General features: G+C 68.4%; 13 protein-coding genes. 6 read left to right on the forward strand and 7 right to left on the reverse strand.

From position 1 onward, the window contains the following. Positions 1-68 precede the first annotated feature (68 nt). Together trkA and TSO5_RS12650 are read left to right on the forward strand one after the other, a co-directional pair. Positions 69-1448, forward strand: coding sequence for a Trk system potassium transporter TrkA (gene trkA / locus TSO5_RS12645; RefSeq protein ID WP_109151930.1), 1380 nt, complete (start codon positions 69-71; stop codon positions 1446-1448). Between the two features lie 54 nt (positions 1449-1502). Next, positions 1503-2963: a TrkH family potassium uptake protein gene (locus TSO5_RS12650; protein ID WP_109151931.1), complete on the forward strand. Its 1461-nt coding sequence runs from the start codon at positions 1503-1505 to the stop codon at positions 2961-2963. Between the two features lie 62 nt (positions 2964-3025). Here the strand turns inward: TSO5_RS12650 and TSO5_RS12655 are convergent, their stop codons facing one another. Together TSO5_RS12655 and TSO5_RS12660 are read right to left on the reverse strand one after the other, a co-directional pair. Further along, positions 3026-3244, reverse strand: a complete 219-nt coding sequence (locus tag TSO5_RS12655) for a hypothetical protein (RefSeq protein WP_109151932.1) — start codon at positions 3242-3244, stop codon at positions 3026-3028. Positions 3245-3361: 117 nt separating this feature from the next. Beyond that, positions 3362-4348: a DUF4142 domain-containing protein gene (locus TSO5_RS12660; RefSeq protein ID WP_109151933.1), complete on the reverse strand. Its 987-nt coding sequence runs from the start codon at positions 4346-4348 to the stop codon at positions 3362-3364. A gap of 327 nt (positions 4349-4675) precedes the next feature. On the opposite strand from TSO5_RS12660, the gene TSO5_RS12665 reads away from it, so the two are divergent. From TSO5_RS12665 to TSO5_RS12675, 3 genes are all read left to right on the forward strand, one after another. Continuing rightward, positions 4676-6370 (forward strand): GMC family oxidoreductase, encoded by a 1695-nt coding sequence (locus TSO5_RS12665; protein ID WP_109151959.1) that lies wholly within the window; start codon positions 4676-4678, stop codon positions 6368-6370. 50 nt (positions 6371-6420) lie between these two features. Further along, entirely contained in the window at positions 6421-7011 is a 591-nt protein-coding gene (locus TSO5_RS12670) for a mismatch-specific DNA-glycosylase (protein WP_109151934.1), read from the forward strand. A 134-nt stretch (positions 7012-7145) separates the two neighbouring features. After that, the gene (locus TSO5_RS12675) at positions 7146-7667 is read left to right on the forward strand and encodes a hypothetical protein (RefSeq protein WP_199230876.1); all 522 of its coding nucleotides are present in this window, start codon (positions 7146-7148) and stop codon (positions 7665-7667) included. Between the two features lie 10 nt (positions 7668-7677). Here TSO5_RS12675 and TSO5_RS12680 read toward each other — a convergent pair whose 3' ends face one another. Continuing rightward, positions 7678-9933: a xanthine dehydrogenase family protein molybdopterin-binding subunit gene (locus TSO5_RS12680; protein ID WP_199230877.1), complete on the reverse strand. Its 2256-nt coding sequence runs from the start codon at positions 9931-9933 to the stop codon at positions 7678-7680. Positions 9934-9936: 3 nt separating this feature from the next. Beyond that, positions 9937-10398 carry a (2Fe-2S)-binding protein gene (locus TSO5_RS12685; RefSeq protein ID WP_109151935.1) on the reverse strand — a complete coding sequence of 154 codons (462 nt, stop codon included), beginning with the start codon at positions 10396-10398 and terminating at the stop codon, positions 9937-9939. A gap of 187 nt (positions 10399-10585) precedes the next feature. On the opposite strand from TSO5_RS12685, the gene TSO5_RS12690 reads away from it, so the two are divergent. Then, positions 10586-11500 (forward strand): LysR family transcriptional regulator, encoded by a 915-nt coding sequence (locus tag TSO5_RS12690; RefSeq protein ID WP_109151936.1) that lies wholly within the window; start codon positions 10586-10588, stop codon positions 11498-11500. A 57-nt stretch (positions 11501-11557) separates the two neighbouring features. Here TSO5_RS12690 and TSO5_RS12695 read toward each other — a convergent pair whose 3' ends face one another. Genes TSO5_RS12695 through TSO5_RS12705 form a run of 3 tightly spaced genes read right to left on the reverse strand, consistent with a single transcriptional unit; the run spans position 11558 to position 14283 of the window. Further along, positions 11558-12394, reverse strand: coding sequence for an ABC transporter ATP-binding protein (locus TSO5_RS12695; RefSeq protein ID WP_109151961.1), 837 nt, complete (start codon positions 12392-12394; stop codon positions 11558-11560). A 25-nt stretch (positions 12395-12419) separates the two neighbouring features. After that, complete coding sequence (locus TSO5_RS12700) at positions 12420-13253, reverse strand: ABC transporter permease (protein WP_109151937.1); 834 nt, start codon at positions 13251-13253, stop codon at positions 12420-12422. 28 nt (positions 13254-13281) lie between these two features. Continuing rightward, entirely contained in the window at positions 13282-14283 is a 1002-nt protein-coding gene (locus TSO5_RS12705) for an ABC transporter substrate-binding protein (RefSeq protein ID WP_109151938.1), read from the reverse strand. Positions 14284-14287: the final 4 nt, after the last annotated feature.

Consider the following 14287-nt stretch of genomic DNA (forward strand, 5'->3'; position numbering starts at 1 on the left):
CGCCGTCATTTCCTCACAAATTCCGGCCAAACCGGAGCGGAGCGGTCGGTAAGTGGGGGAGCGGGCGTATGAAGGTCATCATCTGCGGGGCGGGACAGGTCGGGGCCAGCATCGCGCGGCATCTCGCGCTGGAAGACAACGACATCACGGTCATCGACACCTCGACCGAGCTTGCCCAGCGGATGGATGAGAGCCACGACGTGCGCGGCATGGTCGGCTATGCCTCCCACCCCGACGTGCTGGCCCAGGCGGGGGCGCGCGACGCCGACATGCTGATCGCCGTCACCCACTCCGACGAGGTCAACATGGTGGCCTGTCAGGTCGCCCATTCGGTGTTCGACATCCCGCTGCGCATCGCCCGCATCCGCAAGCAGGCCTATCTCCAGCCGGAATGGTCGAAGCTGTTCGCCCCGGAGCATCTGCCGATCAGCGTCGTCATCTCGCCGGAGGTGGAGATCGCCCACAGCATCGCGCGGCGCCTGCGCTCCCCCGGCGCGTTCGAGATGGTGCCGCTCGCCGACGCCAAGGTGCATCTGATCGGCGTCCACTGCACCAACAGCTCGCCGCTGCTGAACACGCCTCTGCGCCGCCTGACCGAGATGTTTCCCGACCTGCGCGCCGCCGTGCTGGCGGTCTTCCGCGACGGCACCGGCTTCGTGCCGAAGGGCAACGACCAGTTGCGGCTGGGCGACGACGTGCATCTGGTCTGCCGCACCGCCGACATCGTCCGCGTCGTCGCCCTGTTCGGCCACAGCGAGGCGCCGGCCCGCCGGCTGGTCATCGCCGGCGGCGGCAATGTCGGCTTCAATCTGGCGCAGATCGTCGAACGTCACATGCGCGGCATCTCGATCAAGATGATCGAGGGCAATGCCGACCGGGCGGAGCTGATCTCGCGCTCGCTGCGCTCCAGCACGGTGGTGCTGAACGGCGACGCGCTCGACCATGAGATCCTGGAGGAGGCGCAGGTCGGCCGGGCCGAGACCATCGTCGCCGTCACCAACGACGACGAGACCAACGTCTTCACCTCGCTGCTGGCCAAGCGCGCCGGCTGCGGCCGGGCGATCACGCTGCTGAACAAGACCTCCTACGCGCCGATCGTCGCCGGGCTGGGGATGGATGTCGTCGTCAACCCGGCGGCGGTCACCGTCTCCTCCATCCTGCGCCATGTCCGGCGCGGCCGGGTGGCGGCGGTGCAGACCATCGGCGACAATTTCGGCGAGGTGGTGGAGGCGGAGGCGCTGGAGACCTCACGCGCCGTCAGCGGTCCCATCGGCACCATCGACCTGCCGGCCGGCATGATGATCGGCGCGCTGGTCCGCGGCGGCGAGGTCATCATCCCCACCAGCCAGACGGTGATCGAACCGCGCGACCGCGTCATCGTGATGGCGACCGCCGATCTGGTGCGCAAGGTCGAAAAGCTGTTCGCCGTCGGGCTGGAGTTCTTCTGATCGGCCGCCTTTCCCTCCGCCGCCCGCCCCTTCTGCCGCCCGTCCAGAGACATCATGCCGAATTTCAGGCCGATCCTGTTCATCATCGCCATCGTGCTGCTGGCGCTCGCCGCGACGATGCTCATCCCGGCCGCGGTCGACTATGCCTATGGGAATCCGGATGCGCGGGTCTTCCTCTATTCCGCCGCCTTCACCGGTGCCTGCGGGGCGGCGCTGGCGTGGTCCGCACGCTGCCATCTGCACGGCGGACTGTCGCTGCGGCAGGCCTTCCTGCTGACGCCGCTGACCTGGACCACCACCGCGGCCTTCGCTGCCTTACCGTTTCAGTTCGGCCATTTCCCCGACCTGTCGCTGAACTACGCCAACGCCTTCTTCGAGACGATGTCCGGGCTGACCACCACAGGATCGACCGTGCTGGTCGGGCTGGACCTGACGACGGAGGGGATCCTGCTGTGGCGGGCGCTGCTGCAATGGCTGGGCGGCATCGGCATCATCGGCGTCGCCATCGCGGTGCTGCCGGCGCTCAGGGTCGGCGGCATGCAGCTGTTCCGCACCGAATCCTCCGACCGCTCGCAGAAGGTGCTGCCGCGCGCCCAGCAGATCGCCAAGGCCATCACGGCGGTCTACACCGGACTGACGGTGATCTGCGGTGTCAGCTATTGGCTGGCCGGCATGACCCCGTTCGAGGCGGTGGTGCATGCGCTGACCAGCCTGTCGAGCGGCGGCTTCTCCACCTCGGACGCCTCGGCCGGGCACTTCCGAAATCCAGTGCTGCACTGGCTGATGACGCTGTTCATGCTGGCGGGCAGCCTGCCCTTCGTCCTCTATGTCCGCACCCTGACCGGCCAGCGCGACGCGCTGTGGCGGGACAGCCAAGTGCGCACCTACCTGACCTTTCTGGCGGCGGTGATCCTGCCGCTCAGCCTCTGGCTGGCGCTCAAGCACGGCTACGGCTTCGCCGATGCGCTACGGCTGGTCGCCTTCAACGTGGTGTCGGTCGTCACCACCACCGGCTACGCCTACACCGATTACAGCCAATGGGGAAATCTGGCGGTCGGCGTCTTCTTCGGCCTGACCTTCATCGGCGGCTGCACCGGATCGACCGCCGGCGGCATCAAGATCTTCCGGTTCGAGGTGATGGCGACGGTGCTGCGCACCCACTTCCTCCACCTGATCTATCCCCGCGGCGTCTTCCCGCGCCAGTACGGCAACCGGCAGCTGGACGACGACGTGCTGGGATCGGTGATCGTCTTCTTCGCACTGTTCTTCACCGCCTACAGCATCACCACCATCGCGCTGATGGCGCTGGGGCTGGACTTCATCACCAGCGCCAGCGCCGCGGTGACTGCGCTGGCCAATGTCGGCCCCGGCCTGGGCGACGTGATCGGCCCGGCCGGTACCTTCGCCTCCCTGCCGGATTCGGCCAAATGGCTGCTGTCGCTGGCGATGCTGCTGGGCCGGCTGGAGCTGTTCACCGTGCTGGTGCTGTTCATGCCCCAGTTCTGGCGGGGCTGAAACGGCGACGGGACCGGCTTTCGCACGGTCCCGTCCCGAAACACCTCAACCGGTGCCCGGCATCATTCGTCAGGATTGTGGTTGGCGGCGTGGTCCTGCATCTGTTCGGTCTGCACGGCCTTGCTGTCCAGGCCGCGGGCGTCGGAATGACGGGACTTGTCGCGGTTCGACAGCACCTCGTTGTCGCCGATGGAGCCGGCGGGCAGGTCGGTGGTGGCGCCGGTGCCGGTGCCCTTGCCCTGTCCACTCGGGCTCATGTGCTTCTTGCTGGCGTTCGCCATCGCGTTATCTCCGTCGGTTGGCCGTGTCGTTTGGCTGTACGGGGCCGCCGGGAAGACGACCCCCGGCGGCCAACGGCTGAATGCGGGATCGGACGTGACCGTCAGACCCGCGCTGGCTCACTGCGGGTTGCGCGGCTTGGTGCTGTCCAGGCTGTTGGCCGTGCCATGGGCCGCGTCGCCGCCGGACATGCCGCTATGGTTGGCATTGCTGCCCGTGCTGCCGGTGTTGTGGTCGCCGTTGCGCTTGCCCAGCGAGACGGTGTTGTCGTCGTACTTGAACTCCGCCATCTGCTTGACCTGATCCTCGGTCACCTGACGGGCGACGACGCGGTCGCCGTCGGTCCGCAGCAGGTTGTAGTCCAGCGCCACCTGCTTGGCGCCGATGCCCAGCACGCCGCCGCGGTTCAGGATCACCTGGGTGGCCTTGCCGCTCTGGGCGTCGAGGATGATGTCGGCGACGTCGCCCAGCTTCTTGCCGTTCTCGCCGTAGACGTCCTTGCCCATCATCTTTTCGATGCTGGCGCCCTGCTGGGTGGCGGCGCCGGCCCCGGCACCGGCGGAGGCGACGTTCGGGCGCTGGTCGCGGGCCATGCGCAGATGCTGTTCCAGCGTCGGCAGGGTCTGCTCGGCGAAGCGCTTCAGGTCGGCGTCCTTGCCGTTCTGCGCCTGGTCGCGGAACAGGGAGACGGCGGTCTGGTGGGCGTCGACCTGACCCTGCATATAAGCGGAATCAAACTGCTCGCCCTTAGCGCCGCGCAGCTTGTCCAGCTTCTGCTGGTGTTCGGAATCGAGCTTGGTCGGCAGCGTCATCGACTTCTTCTGCGCCATCTCCTTCATGGCGTCGGAGGTCTTGGTGTGGTCGGACACCATGTGGCTGCCGAACTGCTTGACGTCCTTGTCCTTCGCCTGGTCCTGCGCCAGCTTGCCCGCCTGGATTTCGAACATGTCGCTCATCGCCGCCTTGGTGGCGAAATTCATGTCCTGCTGCGCCAGCTGGCCCTTCTCGGTCACCTTGGCGGTCGGCGTCGGCGTCTGGGCCAGGGACAGGGCGGGGGCCGCGAACAGAACCATGGCGGCGGTCGCGAGAAGATGATGGCGTTTCATGGAGGCGGCTCCTGCAATTTCATGGTTTTCCGGTCGCCGACAGTCCGACCTCGCGGCCGGGCCGAAGCGCCCTTCTTCGCCACCTCAACCGTCGAGCGCGGCGGTCGTTCCCTTCCACCCGGCAGACTGGCCGGCAGACTGGCCGGCCGCCCACCCACCCATCCGCCCCCCATCCGGACCACCCCGTCCGGTTCGTCCGGGGTGCCGCGCTTGTGCGCCGGATCGGTCAGTGGGGACGCGCCGGGGGTATAGCCAAAAGAGCACTCGGCCTAGGCCGCGCGTCCGGGGCAAGAAGGGTGGGCTTATGACCCCGGTATGGAGGCCTGCTTGCTTCGTGACGCCCGCCATGTCCTGAACGGCACGCACATCGACTGCGATCTGTGCGTGATCGGTGGTGGTGCCGCCGGCCTGACCATCGCGCGCGAACTGGCGGGCGGCAGCTTAAGCGTCGTCCTGCTGGAAGGCGGCGGGCTGGAGGTCGACGGCATCTCCCAGGCGCTGTACGCCGGCCGCAACGTCGGCCTGCCCTATGAACGGCTGACCACCGCGCGCAGCCGCTATCTGGGCGGCAGCACCAATTGCTGGGGCGGCTTTTCCCGTCCGCTGGAGCCGGGCGATTTCGCCGAGCGCCCCTGGATGCCCGGCAGCGGCTGGCCGATCCCGCGCGACACGCTGATGCCCTATTACGAGCGCTCCCACGACGTGCTCGGCCTCGGTCCCTTCCAGTACGACAACGATTTCTGGATGGAGCGGGTCGGCGGGCCGAAAACGGCGCTGATCCCGCTGGAAAACGACGGCAATGGCGGCGGCGATTTCGAAAACCGCGTCGCCCAGCTCAGCCCGCCGATCCGCATGGGCGAGGCCTATCGCGCCGAGATCGGGCGGGCGGCCAACATCACCGCCTTCCTCAACGCCAACGTCACCGGGCTGGACACCAACCCGACCGCCACCGCGGTGGAACGGGTACAGGTCCGCACCCTGGCCGGCCCCAGCTTCACCGTCGGCGCCCGGCTGTTCGTGCTGGGCTGCGGCGGGATCGAGAATGCGCGCATCCTGCTGCTGTCCAACAAGGTGCAGGCGGCGGGGCTGGGCAACGGCAACGATCTGGTCGGCCGCTATTTCGCCGACCACCCGCGCTTCAAGACCTCGCCGATCCGCCTGACCCGGCAGGGGCAGCACCGCACGCTCTACGACGTCAGCCTGTGCCTCGCCCGGCGGCGGCTGCGCCGGCCGCATCCGTCGATCGCGCTGGCCCTGTCGCCGACGGCGGAGCTTCAGGAACGGCACGGGCTGCCCAACTCGCGCACATATCTGGTCGCCTCCTACCATTCCGGGGCGCTGGACGCCTTCAAGGCGATGCGCGACCTGCGGCTCCTGCCGTCGCGGCACAGCTGCCGCCGCTTCGGCGTGTCGGAGGACGAGGCGGCGAGCCTGCTGCGCAATGCCGGCCCGCGCATCCTGCGCAGCCTGCCGCAGCTGACCCATGCGCTGTTCGACAGCACCATCGACCCCGGCTGGCTGTCCCGCCGCTTCACCCTGGAGACGGTGCTGGAACCGGTGCCCAACCCCGACAGCCGGGTGACGCTGGACCACGCCACCGACCCGTTCGGCTGCAACCTGCCGCGGGTCGACTGGCGCCTGACCGATCAGGACCGCCAGGGCGCCACCGAGACCCAGCGCCTGCTGCGCGAGGATCTGTTGCACCGCGGCCTGATCACCGTGGAGAACGGGGGCGAGGCGTCGGCCGAGGCGACGATGGCCGATGTCGGCTGGTGCTGGCACCATATGGGCACCACTCGCATGCATGAATCGCCGCGTCACGGCGTGGTCGATCCGGACGGCCGCGTCCATGGCGTCGGCAATCTCTATGTCGCCGGCAGCTCCGTCTTCCCGACCATGGGGGCGGACCATCCGACCATGACCATCGTCGCGCTCGCCCTGCGGATGACCGACCGCATCCTCGCCCTGCTGCAGGACGAACGCAGCAGTCCGCCCGCTCCCGCGGTCGCCGCCTCGCTTTGAGCGGGGCGGCGGCATCCTATATTCCTCTCCTTCGCGGAGAGGATTTCACCATGGATCTGTTCGACGATGTCCCGGCCCCACGTCCGGAGGGGTTGCCGCCTCCCGCCGGGCCGCTGCCGGACATCGTGGCGCCGGGGCTCGACTGCCTGTTCGTCGGCTTCAATCCGGGGCTGCGGTCGGGGGCGCTCGGCCATCATTATGCCGGGCGCGGCAACCAGTTCTGGCGCCTGCTGGCCGAGGCCGGCCTGACCCCACGCCTCTACCGGCCGGAGGAGGACGTGACCCTGCCGGCCATCGGCCTCGGCTCCACCAACCTCGTCGCCCGCGCCACCGCCAGCGCCGCCGAGCTGTCGCGGGCGGAATTGCGCGGCGGGGTGCCGCGGCTGGCGCGGATCGTCGCCTTCGTCCGGCCGCAAGTGCTGGCCTATACCGGAAAGGGCGTCTATCTGGCGGCGACCGGCCTGCCCGACGCGCCTTGGGGGCTGCAGGACCGCGGCCTGTTCGACGGCGTCGCCGACGTGGTGGTGCCTTCGCCGAGCGGCCTCGCCCGCCTGCCCTTCGAGGAAAAACTGCGCTGGTTCCGCGAGGTCCGGGCCGAGATTGGGCGGCGGCGGCCCGGCTCCTTTGCAATTCCTGGCTAGGCGGTAGAGATAACGATCCGGACGGGGAATGCCGGCCGGCGGTGGGGGAACGCGGGTGGCAATCCCCCTGCCCTGGCGGTTCGCCGGGAAAGGCTGGAGGCAACGGCACCGCCTTGAGCGATGCTGTGCCCCGCATGACCGCCATAGAACGCCACAGCACCCGTCACGATCCACTGCCCCCGCCGGAGACCGACATTGTCGCCCGGCAGCTGCGCCGCCGTCATTGGGCGGTTCTGGCGCTGGCCGTCCTGCTGCTGGCCGGGGTGCTGCGCGCCGCCTTCTACCTCACGGCGCTGACGCCCGCCCTGACGGAGACCGCCGCCGATCCTTGGGGGCCGCAACTGCCCCGACCGTCCCTTCCGGTCATCCAGTCCCAGCAGCTCACCCAGCTTCTGCGCATTCAGCCGCCACGCAAAAAAGAACCGGCGGAGACGTCCGTCCCCGCCGGTCCGATGCGGGTCGATCCCGCAGTGAGGCTGCTGGTGGATCAAGGCTGGCCCGGCCGCCGGCCGGCGGCGATTCCCGCCACCGCCCGGACTGCCAGCATAGGGGCGGCCAGCATCGGAACAGCCAGCATCGCCCCGTCCCCGCAACTGACCTCGGCCCAACCGGTCCCCGCCCAACTGAAGGCGGAGACCAAGTCGGCCTCACCCTAGCCGCCCCTACTCAGCTGACGATGCCGCCACGGCTGAAGGGCAGCGTCTGCAGCGGCTGTCCGGTCACCGAGAAGACGGCGTTCGCCACCGCCGGCGCCACCGTCGGAACGCCGGGCTCGCCGGCACCGGTCGGCCGTTCATGCGACGGCACGATGTGGACCTCCACCGCCGGCATGTCCGACATCCGCATCGGCAGATAGCTGTCGAAGTTGGCCTGATCCACCTTACCGTCGGTCATGGTGATCTCGTCCCGCAGCGCATGGCCGATGCCCCAGCCGGCGCCGCCCTCCATCTGCGCCTTGACGATGTCGGGGTTGACGACCTCGCCGCAATCGACGGCGACGACCACCCGATCCACCTTGATCTGACCCTTGGCGTCGACCGACACGTCGGCGACATGGGCGACATAGGTGTTGAAGCTTTCATGCACGGCGACGCCGCGGCCCTTGCCCTGCGGCAGCGGCTGGCCCCAGCCGGCCTTCTCCGCCGCCAGTTTCAGCACGCCGGCCAGACGCGGATGGTCCTTCAGCATCTCCATGCGGAAGGCCACCGGGTCCTTGCCGGCCGCCTTGGCGAGGCGGTCGATCATCACCTCCTTGGCATAAGCCGTGTGGGTGTGCCCGACCGAGCGCCACCACAGCGTCGTGACCGGCGAGGCGACGGTGTGCGCGTCGACCGCAAGGTTCGCCACCGGATAGGCCATGTCCGAGGCGCCCTCGACCATCGTCGCGTCGACACCGTTCTTGATCATCACCGCTTCGAACGGCGTGCCGGCCATGAAGCTCTGGCCGACGATCCGCTGCTTCCAGCCGACCAGATCGCCCTTGGCATCGACCGCCGCCGTGATCCGGTGCAGGACCAGCGGACGGTAGCGGCCGCCCTTGATGTCGTCCTCGCGCGTCCAGACCAGATGCACCGGGGCCTTGGGATAGGCCTTGGCGATGGTCACCGCCTCGGCGATGTAGTCGGCGCTGGGGGTGGCGCGCCGGCCGAAGCTGCCGCCGGCCCACTGGGTCTCGATCTTCACCTGCTCCGGCTTGCAGCCCAGGATGTGGGCGGCGGTCATCTGCTCGACCGTCTGGAACTGCGACCCGGCCCAGATGGTGCAGCCACCCTCCGGGTTCAGCGCCACCACGGCGTTCAGCGGCTCCATCGGCGCGTGGGCGAGGTAGGGGAAGACGAACTCGCCCTCCACCACATGGCCGCCCTTGGCCTTGGCGTCGGCGATCGCCTTCTCCGCATCGCCCTTGGCGGCGGCGACGTCACCCGGCTTCTCCGCCGCCTTGCGATAGTCGGCCAGCATGGCGTCGGTGCCGCGGGTCTCGGCCTTGGCATCGTCCCAGGCGACCGTCAGCGCCTCGCGGCCCTTGATGGCCGCCCAGGTGTTCTTCGCGATCACCGCGACGCCGACCGGCAGGGTCAGCACCTCGATGACGCCCGGCACCTTGCGGGCGGCGGCGTCATCGACGCTCTTCACCGTGCCGCCGAAGCGCGGGCTGCGGGCCAGCACCGCCGTCACCTGACCCGGACGGCGGATGTCCATGGCGAAGATGGCGGTGCCGTTGGTCTTGCTGACATGGTCCAGACGGTGCAGGTCCGGGTTGCCGATCAGCACATAATCCTTTTGGTCCTTCAGCTTGACCTGCTGCGGGACCGGCAGCTTCGATGCCTCCTCCGCCAGCTCGCCGAAGGTCAGGCTGCGGTTGCTGGCGGCATGGCGGACCACGCCCTTCGACACCGTCACCTCGCCGGCCGGCACGTTCCAGCGGGCGGCGGCGGCGGCGACCAGCATGGCGCGGGCGGCGGCGCCGGCCATGCGCAGCTCGTCCCAGCTGTTGGCGACGGCGGTGGAGCCGCCGGTGCCCTGGACGCCGAACATATGGTTGGCGTACAGCTTCTGGTTGGCCGGCGCGAAGGCGCCGCGCACCTGGGACCAGTCGGCGTCAAGCTCCTCCGCCGCGATGGTGGCGAGGCCGGTGACGATGCCCTGGCCCTTGTCCAGATGCTTGGCCAGCACGGTGACCGTGTTGTCCGGCGCGACGATGATGAAGGCATGCGGGCGCGGGTCGGCCGGTCCGACGATCTTCGGCGCGGCTTCGGCGGCCAGCGCCGGCATGGGCAGGTGCGCGCCGATGACCAGCGCGCCGGCCCCGACGCCGATCGCCTTCAGGAAGCCGCGGCGCGAGGGGGCCGGCAGCGGACCGGGAGCGAAACCGGACTCCGGAAACCCATGCTCGGCGGCGTGGCGGATCAGATGATGCAGCATGGATCAGGCCCTCATCGTCTGGGCGGCATCCTTGATCGCCGCGCGGATTCGGACATAGGTGGCGCAGCGGCAGACATTGCCGTCCATCGCCGAATCGATGTCCTGGTCGGAGGGGTTCTGGTTGTCGGTCAGCAGCGCGATGGCGCTCATGATCTGGCCCGACTGGCAGTAGCCGCACTGGACGACGTCCAGCTTCTGCCACGCCGCCTGGACGGCCTGGGCGGCCTTGCCCTTCACGCCCTCGATGGTGGTGATCTTGCTGTCCGGCGTCAGCATGCTGACGGGGGTCTGGCAGGCGCGGGTCGGCGTGCCGTCGACATGGACGGTGCAGGCGCCGCACTGGGCGATGCCGCAACCGAACTTGGTGCCGGTCATGTTCAGCTCGTCCCGCAGAACCCACAGGAGCGGCATGTCCTCCGGAACGTCGACCTGACGCTCCTCACCGTTGACGTTGATGCGAACCATGGCTCTTGCCTCTTTCTCCCTGAACGGAACCGCCGGCTTTTTGGGGGCGACGACAGGTCCGCTGCCCGGCTATGGGCGTTGGCTAGGAATTGAAAGTTTTTTGATTGTCGGCTGTTGGGTCAGCTCTGCCTCGACAGAATACACCGTCCAGTGCACAATGAAGTAGGTGGCTTTGGTTCATATCGTCATGAAAGCTATTCATAACCCCGCGCTCGATCTCAACCTCATCAAGGTGTTCGACGCGCTCTTGGAGACCCGCAACGTCTCCCGCGCCGCCGACGCGCTGGGCGTCAGTCAGTCGGCGGTCAGCCACGCGCTGGCCCGGCTGCGCACGCTGGTCGGCGACCCGCTGTTCGTGCGCACCGGCAACCGGATGGAGCCGACGCCGCGCGCCCAGCGTCTGGCCGAACCGCTGCGCGACCTGCTGGTGGGGGCCGCCCGCGCCCTGTCGGCGGAGGAGGATTTCGACCCCCAGCGGGAGGAGCGGAATTTCACCATCTCCACCTCCGATTCGATGCAGGCGGTGCTGCTGACCGGCATCCTGCGCGATGCGGTGGAGGGCAACCAGCGCGTCACGGTCTCGCTGCTCAGCCTCGATCCCGACGCGATGATGACCGCGTTGGACGACGGCACGCTGGACCTCGCCATCGGCTATCTGCCGGAGCTGCGGCGCTGGCACGACCGGCAGGTGCTGTACCGGGAAACCCATGTCTGCCTGTTCAATCCGGCGCTTGTGCCCGTCACCCCACCGATCGGGCTGGAGGACTACACCCGCTATCCGCACCTGATGCCGTCGTTGCGCGGCGGGCTGACCAGCTTCATCGACGACGAACTGGCGGCGCTGGGCACAAGGCGGCGCGTCGCCGCCTCCACCACCCAGTTCCTGGCGATCCCGATGATCCTGACCCAGGCGCCGATGCTGACCTCGCTGCCCGCCCGGCTGGCCCAATTGTGCGCCGATGCGCTGGGGCTCGCCACCAGCCCGCTGCCCTTCGACGTCGGCGATTACGAGGTGTCGATGATCTGGCACCGCCGCAACACCGGCTCCCCCTCCCACGGCTGGCTGCGGCAACGGATGGCCGAGGAGGCGGCGAAGCTCTGACACGAAAAGGGCGCCCACATCGGGGCGCCCCTCCTTTGCCGTCCTGTCCGCCGTCCCTCAATCCGCGGTGACGGAGCGGATCTCGTCCTGGCTGAAGCGCTGCTGCTCCTCCATCACCATCTGGGACAGCTCGCGCTTCAGGCGGTTGAACTCCGGGGCGGAGCCGTCGCGGGGACGCGGCATGTCGACCAGCACGTCGCGCTTGATGGTGCCCGGCCGGTAGGTCATCACGATGATGCGGTCGGCCAGATAAATGCTCTCCTCGATGGAGTGGGTGACGAACAGGATGGTCTTGCCGACCTCCTCCCAGATGCGCAGCAGCTCGTCCTGAAGGGTGCGGCGGGTCAGGGCGTCGAGCGCGCCGAACGGCTCGTCCATCAGCAGGATCGGGCTGTCGAGCGCCAGCACGCGGGCGATGGCGACGCGCTGGCGCATGCCGCCCGACAGATCCTTGGGGAAGCGGTTGCGGAAGTCCTGCAGGTGCAGCTTCTGCAGCAGCCACTCCACCCGCTCCGCGATCTCGGCCTTGGACATCCCCTTGATCTCCAGGCCGAAGGCGACGTTCTGCGCCACCGTCATCCAGGGGAACAGGGCATATTCCTGGAACACCATGCCGCGGTCGGGACCGGGTTCGGTGATGGTGCGGCCATCGACGGTGACGGTGCCCTTCGTCGGCGGCTGGAACCCAGCCACCGCGTTCAGCAGCGTGGACTTGCCGCAGCCCGACGGACCCAGCAGGCAGACGAACTCGCCCTTGCGGATGTCGAGGTCGATGTTCTGCAGGGCGACGATCTTCTGCGCACCGACGGAGAAGGTCTTCTCCACCCCGCGCACCTGGATCTGCACGGGCGCGGTGTCGGGAACGGGCGTGGTGTCGGCAACGGTCTTCAGCATGGACATCATCTCCAGTCCCTCCCCATCAATTCTCAAGCCCGCGGTGCCAGCGCAGCAGGTGGTTGTTCAGGCGGTTCATGCCGATGTCGATGGCGAGACCCAGCAGGCCGATGGTGAACATCCCGGCGATGATCTTGTCCGACCACATGAACTCGCGCGCTTCTAGGATGCGGAAGCCGAGGCCGGAGTTGACGGCGATCATCTCCGACACGATGACGACGATGAAGGCGGTGCCGATGCCGATCCGGGCGCCGGCCAGGATATAGGGGGTGGCCGCCGGCAGGATGACGCGGACAAACATGGTCAGCCGGCCGGCGCCCAGGTTGCGGGCGGCGCGCAGATAGATGCCGTCGACATGGCGCACCCCGGCGATGGTGTTCATCAGCACCGGGAAGAAGGCGCCGATGGCGATCAGGAAGATTGCCGGCGGGTTGCCCAGCCCGAACCACAGGATCGACAGCGGGATGTAGGCGATGGGCGGGATCGGCCGCAGCACCTGCATCAGCGGATCGAACAGCGCGTAGATGCGCGGGTTGCCGCCCATGGCGAGACCCAGCGGAAGGGCCAGCCCGGCGCCGACGGCGAAGCCCAGCACCACGCGGTACAGGCTGGACCAGGCGTCGAACAGCATCTCGCCCGACAGCGCCCACAGGATCCAGCTGGATTGCGCCGGATCATAGGGCTCGGTCGGCAGCAGATAGGCCCACCAGCGCTCCACCACCGCGACGGGCGACGGCAGAACCACTTGGTTGATCAGGCCGGAACTGGACAGGGCCTGCCACAGCGCGATGGCGAGGACCGGAACCAGGGCGCCGCGTGCGACGGCGGCGGGCGAGAAACGGGACTTGGCTTGGGACATCGGGCGTCCTCCTTCCGCTGGGTGTGGCTCAGTTCGCCTTCACGGTGCCGGCATCAGCCGCCTTGGCGCCGGCCTTCGCCTTCTCCAGCAGGTCCAGCTTCACCCAATCCTCGGCCTTCGGCGGGGTGTCCATGCGGCCGACGCCGAACTTCTGCATCATGTCGGTCGTGACCTGCACGTGATGGACCGAGATGTCGTAGCTGTAGGGCGAGTTGCCGATGGCGTCCTTGAAGTCCTGGCTGCTCAGCTGGCCCTTGAACATCTTCTCGCGGACATAGGTCTCGGCCAGATCGGGATTGGCGATGAAGGTCGCCGTCGCCTCGACGAAGCAGCGGACCAGCCGCTGGGCGACGTCCGGCTTCTTCTTGTAGAAATCCTCGGTGACCACCAGCGACCGCACCGGCTCGCCCAGTTCGGTGTCGTAGGGCTTCACCACCTCGACGCCGAAGCCCTTGTTGATGGCCTGGCTCGACTGCGGCTCGGACTGCGACATGGCGTCGATGCTGCCGGCCAGCAGGGCCTGATTCATGTCGGCATAAGCCATGTAGACGATCTGCACGTCCTTGCCCGGACGGTCGGACCAGCTCAGCCCATGCTTCGACAGCTCGGCCAGCAGGATCAGCTCCTGGGCGCCGCCGCGCGGGGTGGCGACCTTCTTGCCCTTCAGGTCGGCGATGCTCTTGATGCCGGCGTCCGGCTTGGCGACGATGCGGGCGCCACCCTTGGCGAAGCCGGCCACCGCATAGATCGGCACGCCCGACGCGCGACCGGCGATGGCGGCGTCGACGGCGCTGGCGGCGACGTCGATCTCGCCCGCCACGATGGCCGGCAGGATGTCGATGCCCTTGGCGAAGACCCGCTCTTCGATCTTCAGGTCGTACTTGCCGGCGATCTCCTTCATGTAGGAAACCGCGCCGTAATGGGCGAATTTCAGGTTGCCGAGTCGGACCAGATCGGCGGCCGAGGCGGCCTGGGTGGCGAGCGCGGCGGCGGCGAAGGCGGTGGCGGCAAGCAGGGTCTTCCTGAGCATCTGG

It is taken from the genome of Azospirillum sp. TSO5 (assembly GCF_003116065.1).
Lineage (GTDB): Bacteria > Pseudomonadota > Alphaproteobacteria > Azospirillales > Azospirillaceae > Azospirillum.

Bases quoted from the DNA above. Each gene is read 5' to 3' on its own strand.
- trkA (WP_109151930.1), top strand. From the start codon at position 69: ATGAAGGTCATCATCTGCGGGGCGGGACAGGTCGGGGCCAGCATCGCG.
- TSO5_RS12650 (WP_109151931.1), top strand. From the start codon at position 1,503: ATGCCGAATTTCAGGCCGATCCTGTTCATCATCGCCATCGTGCTGCTG.
- TSO5_RS12655 (WP_109151932.1), bottom strand. From the start codon at position 3,244: ATGGCGAACGCCAGCAAGAAGCACATGAGCCCGAGTGGACAGGGCAAG.
- TSO5_RS12660 (WP_109151933.1), bottom strand. From the start codon at position 4,348: ATGAAACGCCATCATCTTCTCGCGACCGCCGCCATGGTTCTGTTCGCG.
- TSO5_RS12670 (WP_109151934.1), top strand. From the start codon at position 6,421: ATGGATCTGTTCGACGATGTCCCGGCCCCACGTCCGGAGGGGTTGCCG.
- TSO5_RS12675 (WP_199230876.1), top strand. From the start codon at position 7,146: ATGACCGCCATAGAACGCCACAGCACCCGTCACGATCCACTGCCCCCG.
- TSO5_RS12680 (WP_199230877.1), bottom strand. From the start codon at position 9,933: ATGCTGCATCATCTGATCCGCCACGCCGCCGAGCATGGGTTTCCGGAG.
- TSO5_RS12685 (WP_109151935.1), bottom strand. From the start codon at position 10,398: ATGGTTCGCATCAACGTCAACGGTGAGGAGCGTCAGGTCGACGTTCCG.
- TSO5_RS12690 (WP_109151936.1), top strand. From the start codon at position 10,586: ATGAAAGCTATTCATAACCCCGCGCTCGATCTCAACCTCATCAAGGTG.
- TSO5_RS12695 (WP_109151961.1), bottom strand. From the start codon at position 12,394: ATGCTGAAGACCGTTGCCGACACCACGCCCGTTCCCGACACCGCGCCC.
- TSO5_RS12700 (WP_109151937.1), bottom strand. From the start codon at position 13,253: ATGTCCCAAGCCAAGTCCCGTTTCTCGCCCGCCGCCGTCGCACGCGGC.
- TSO5_RS12705 (WP_109151938.1), bottom strand. From the start codon at position 14,283: ATGCTCAGGAAGACCCTGCTTGCCGCCACCGCCTTCGCCGCCGCCGCG.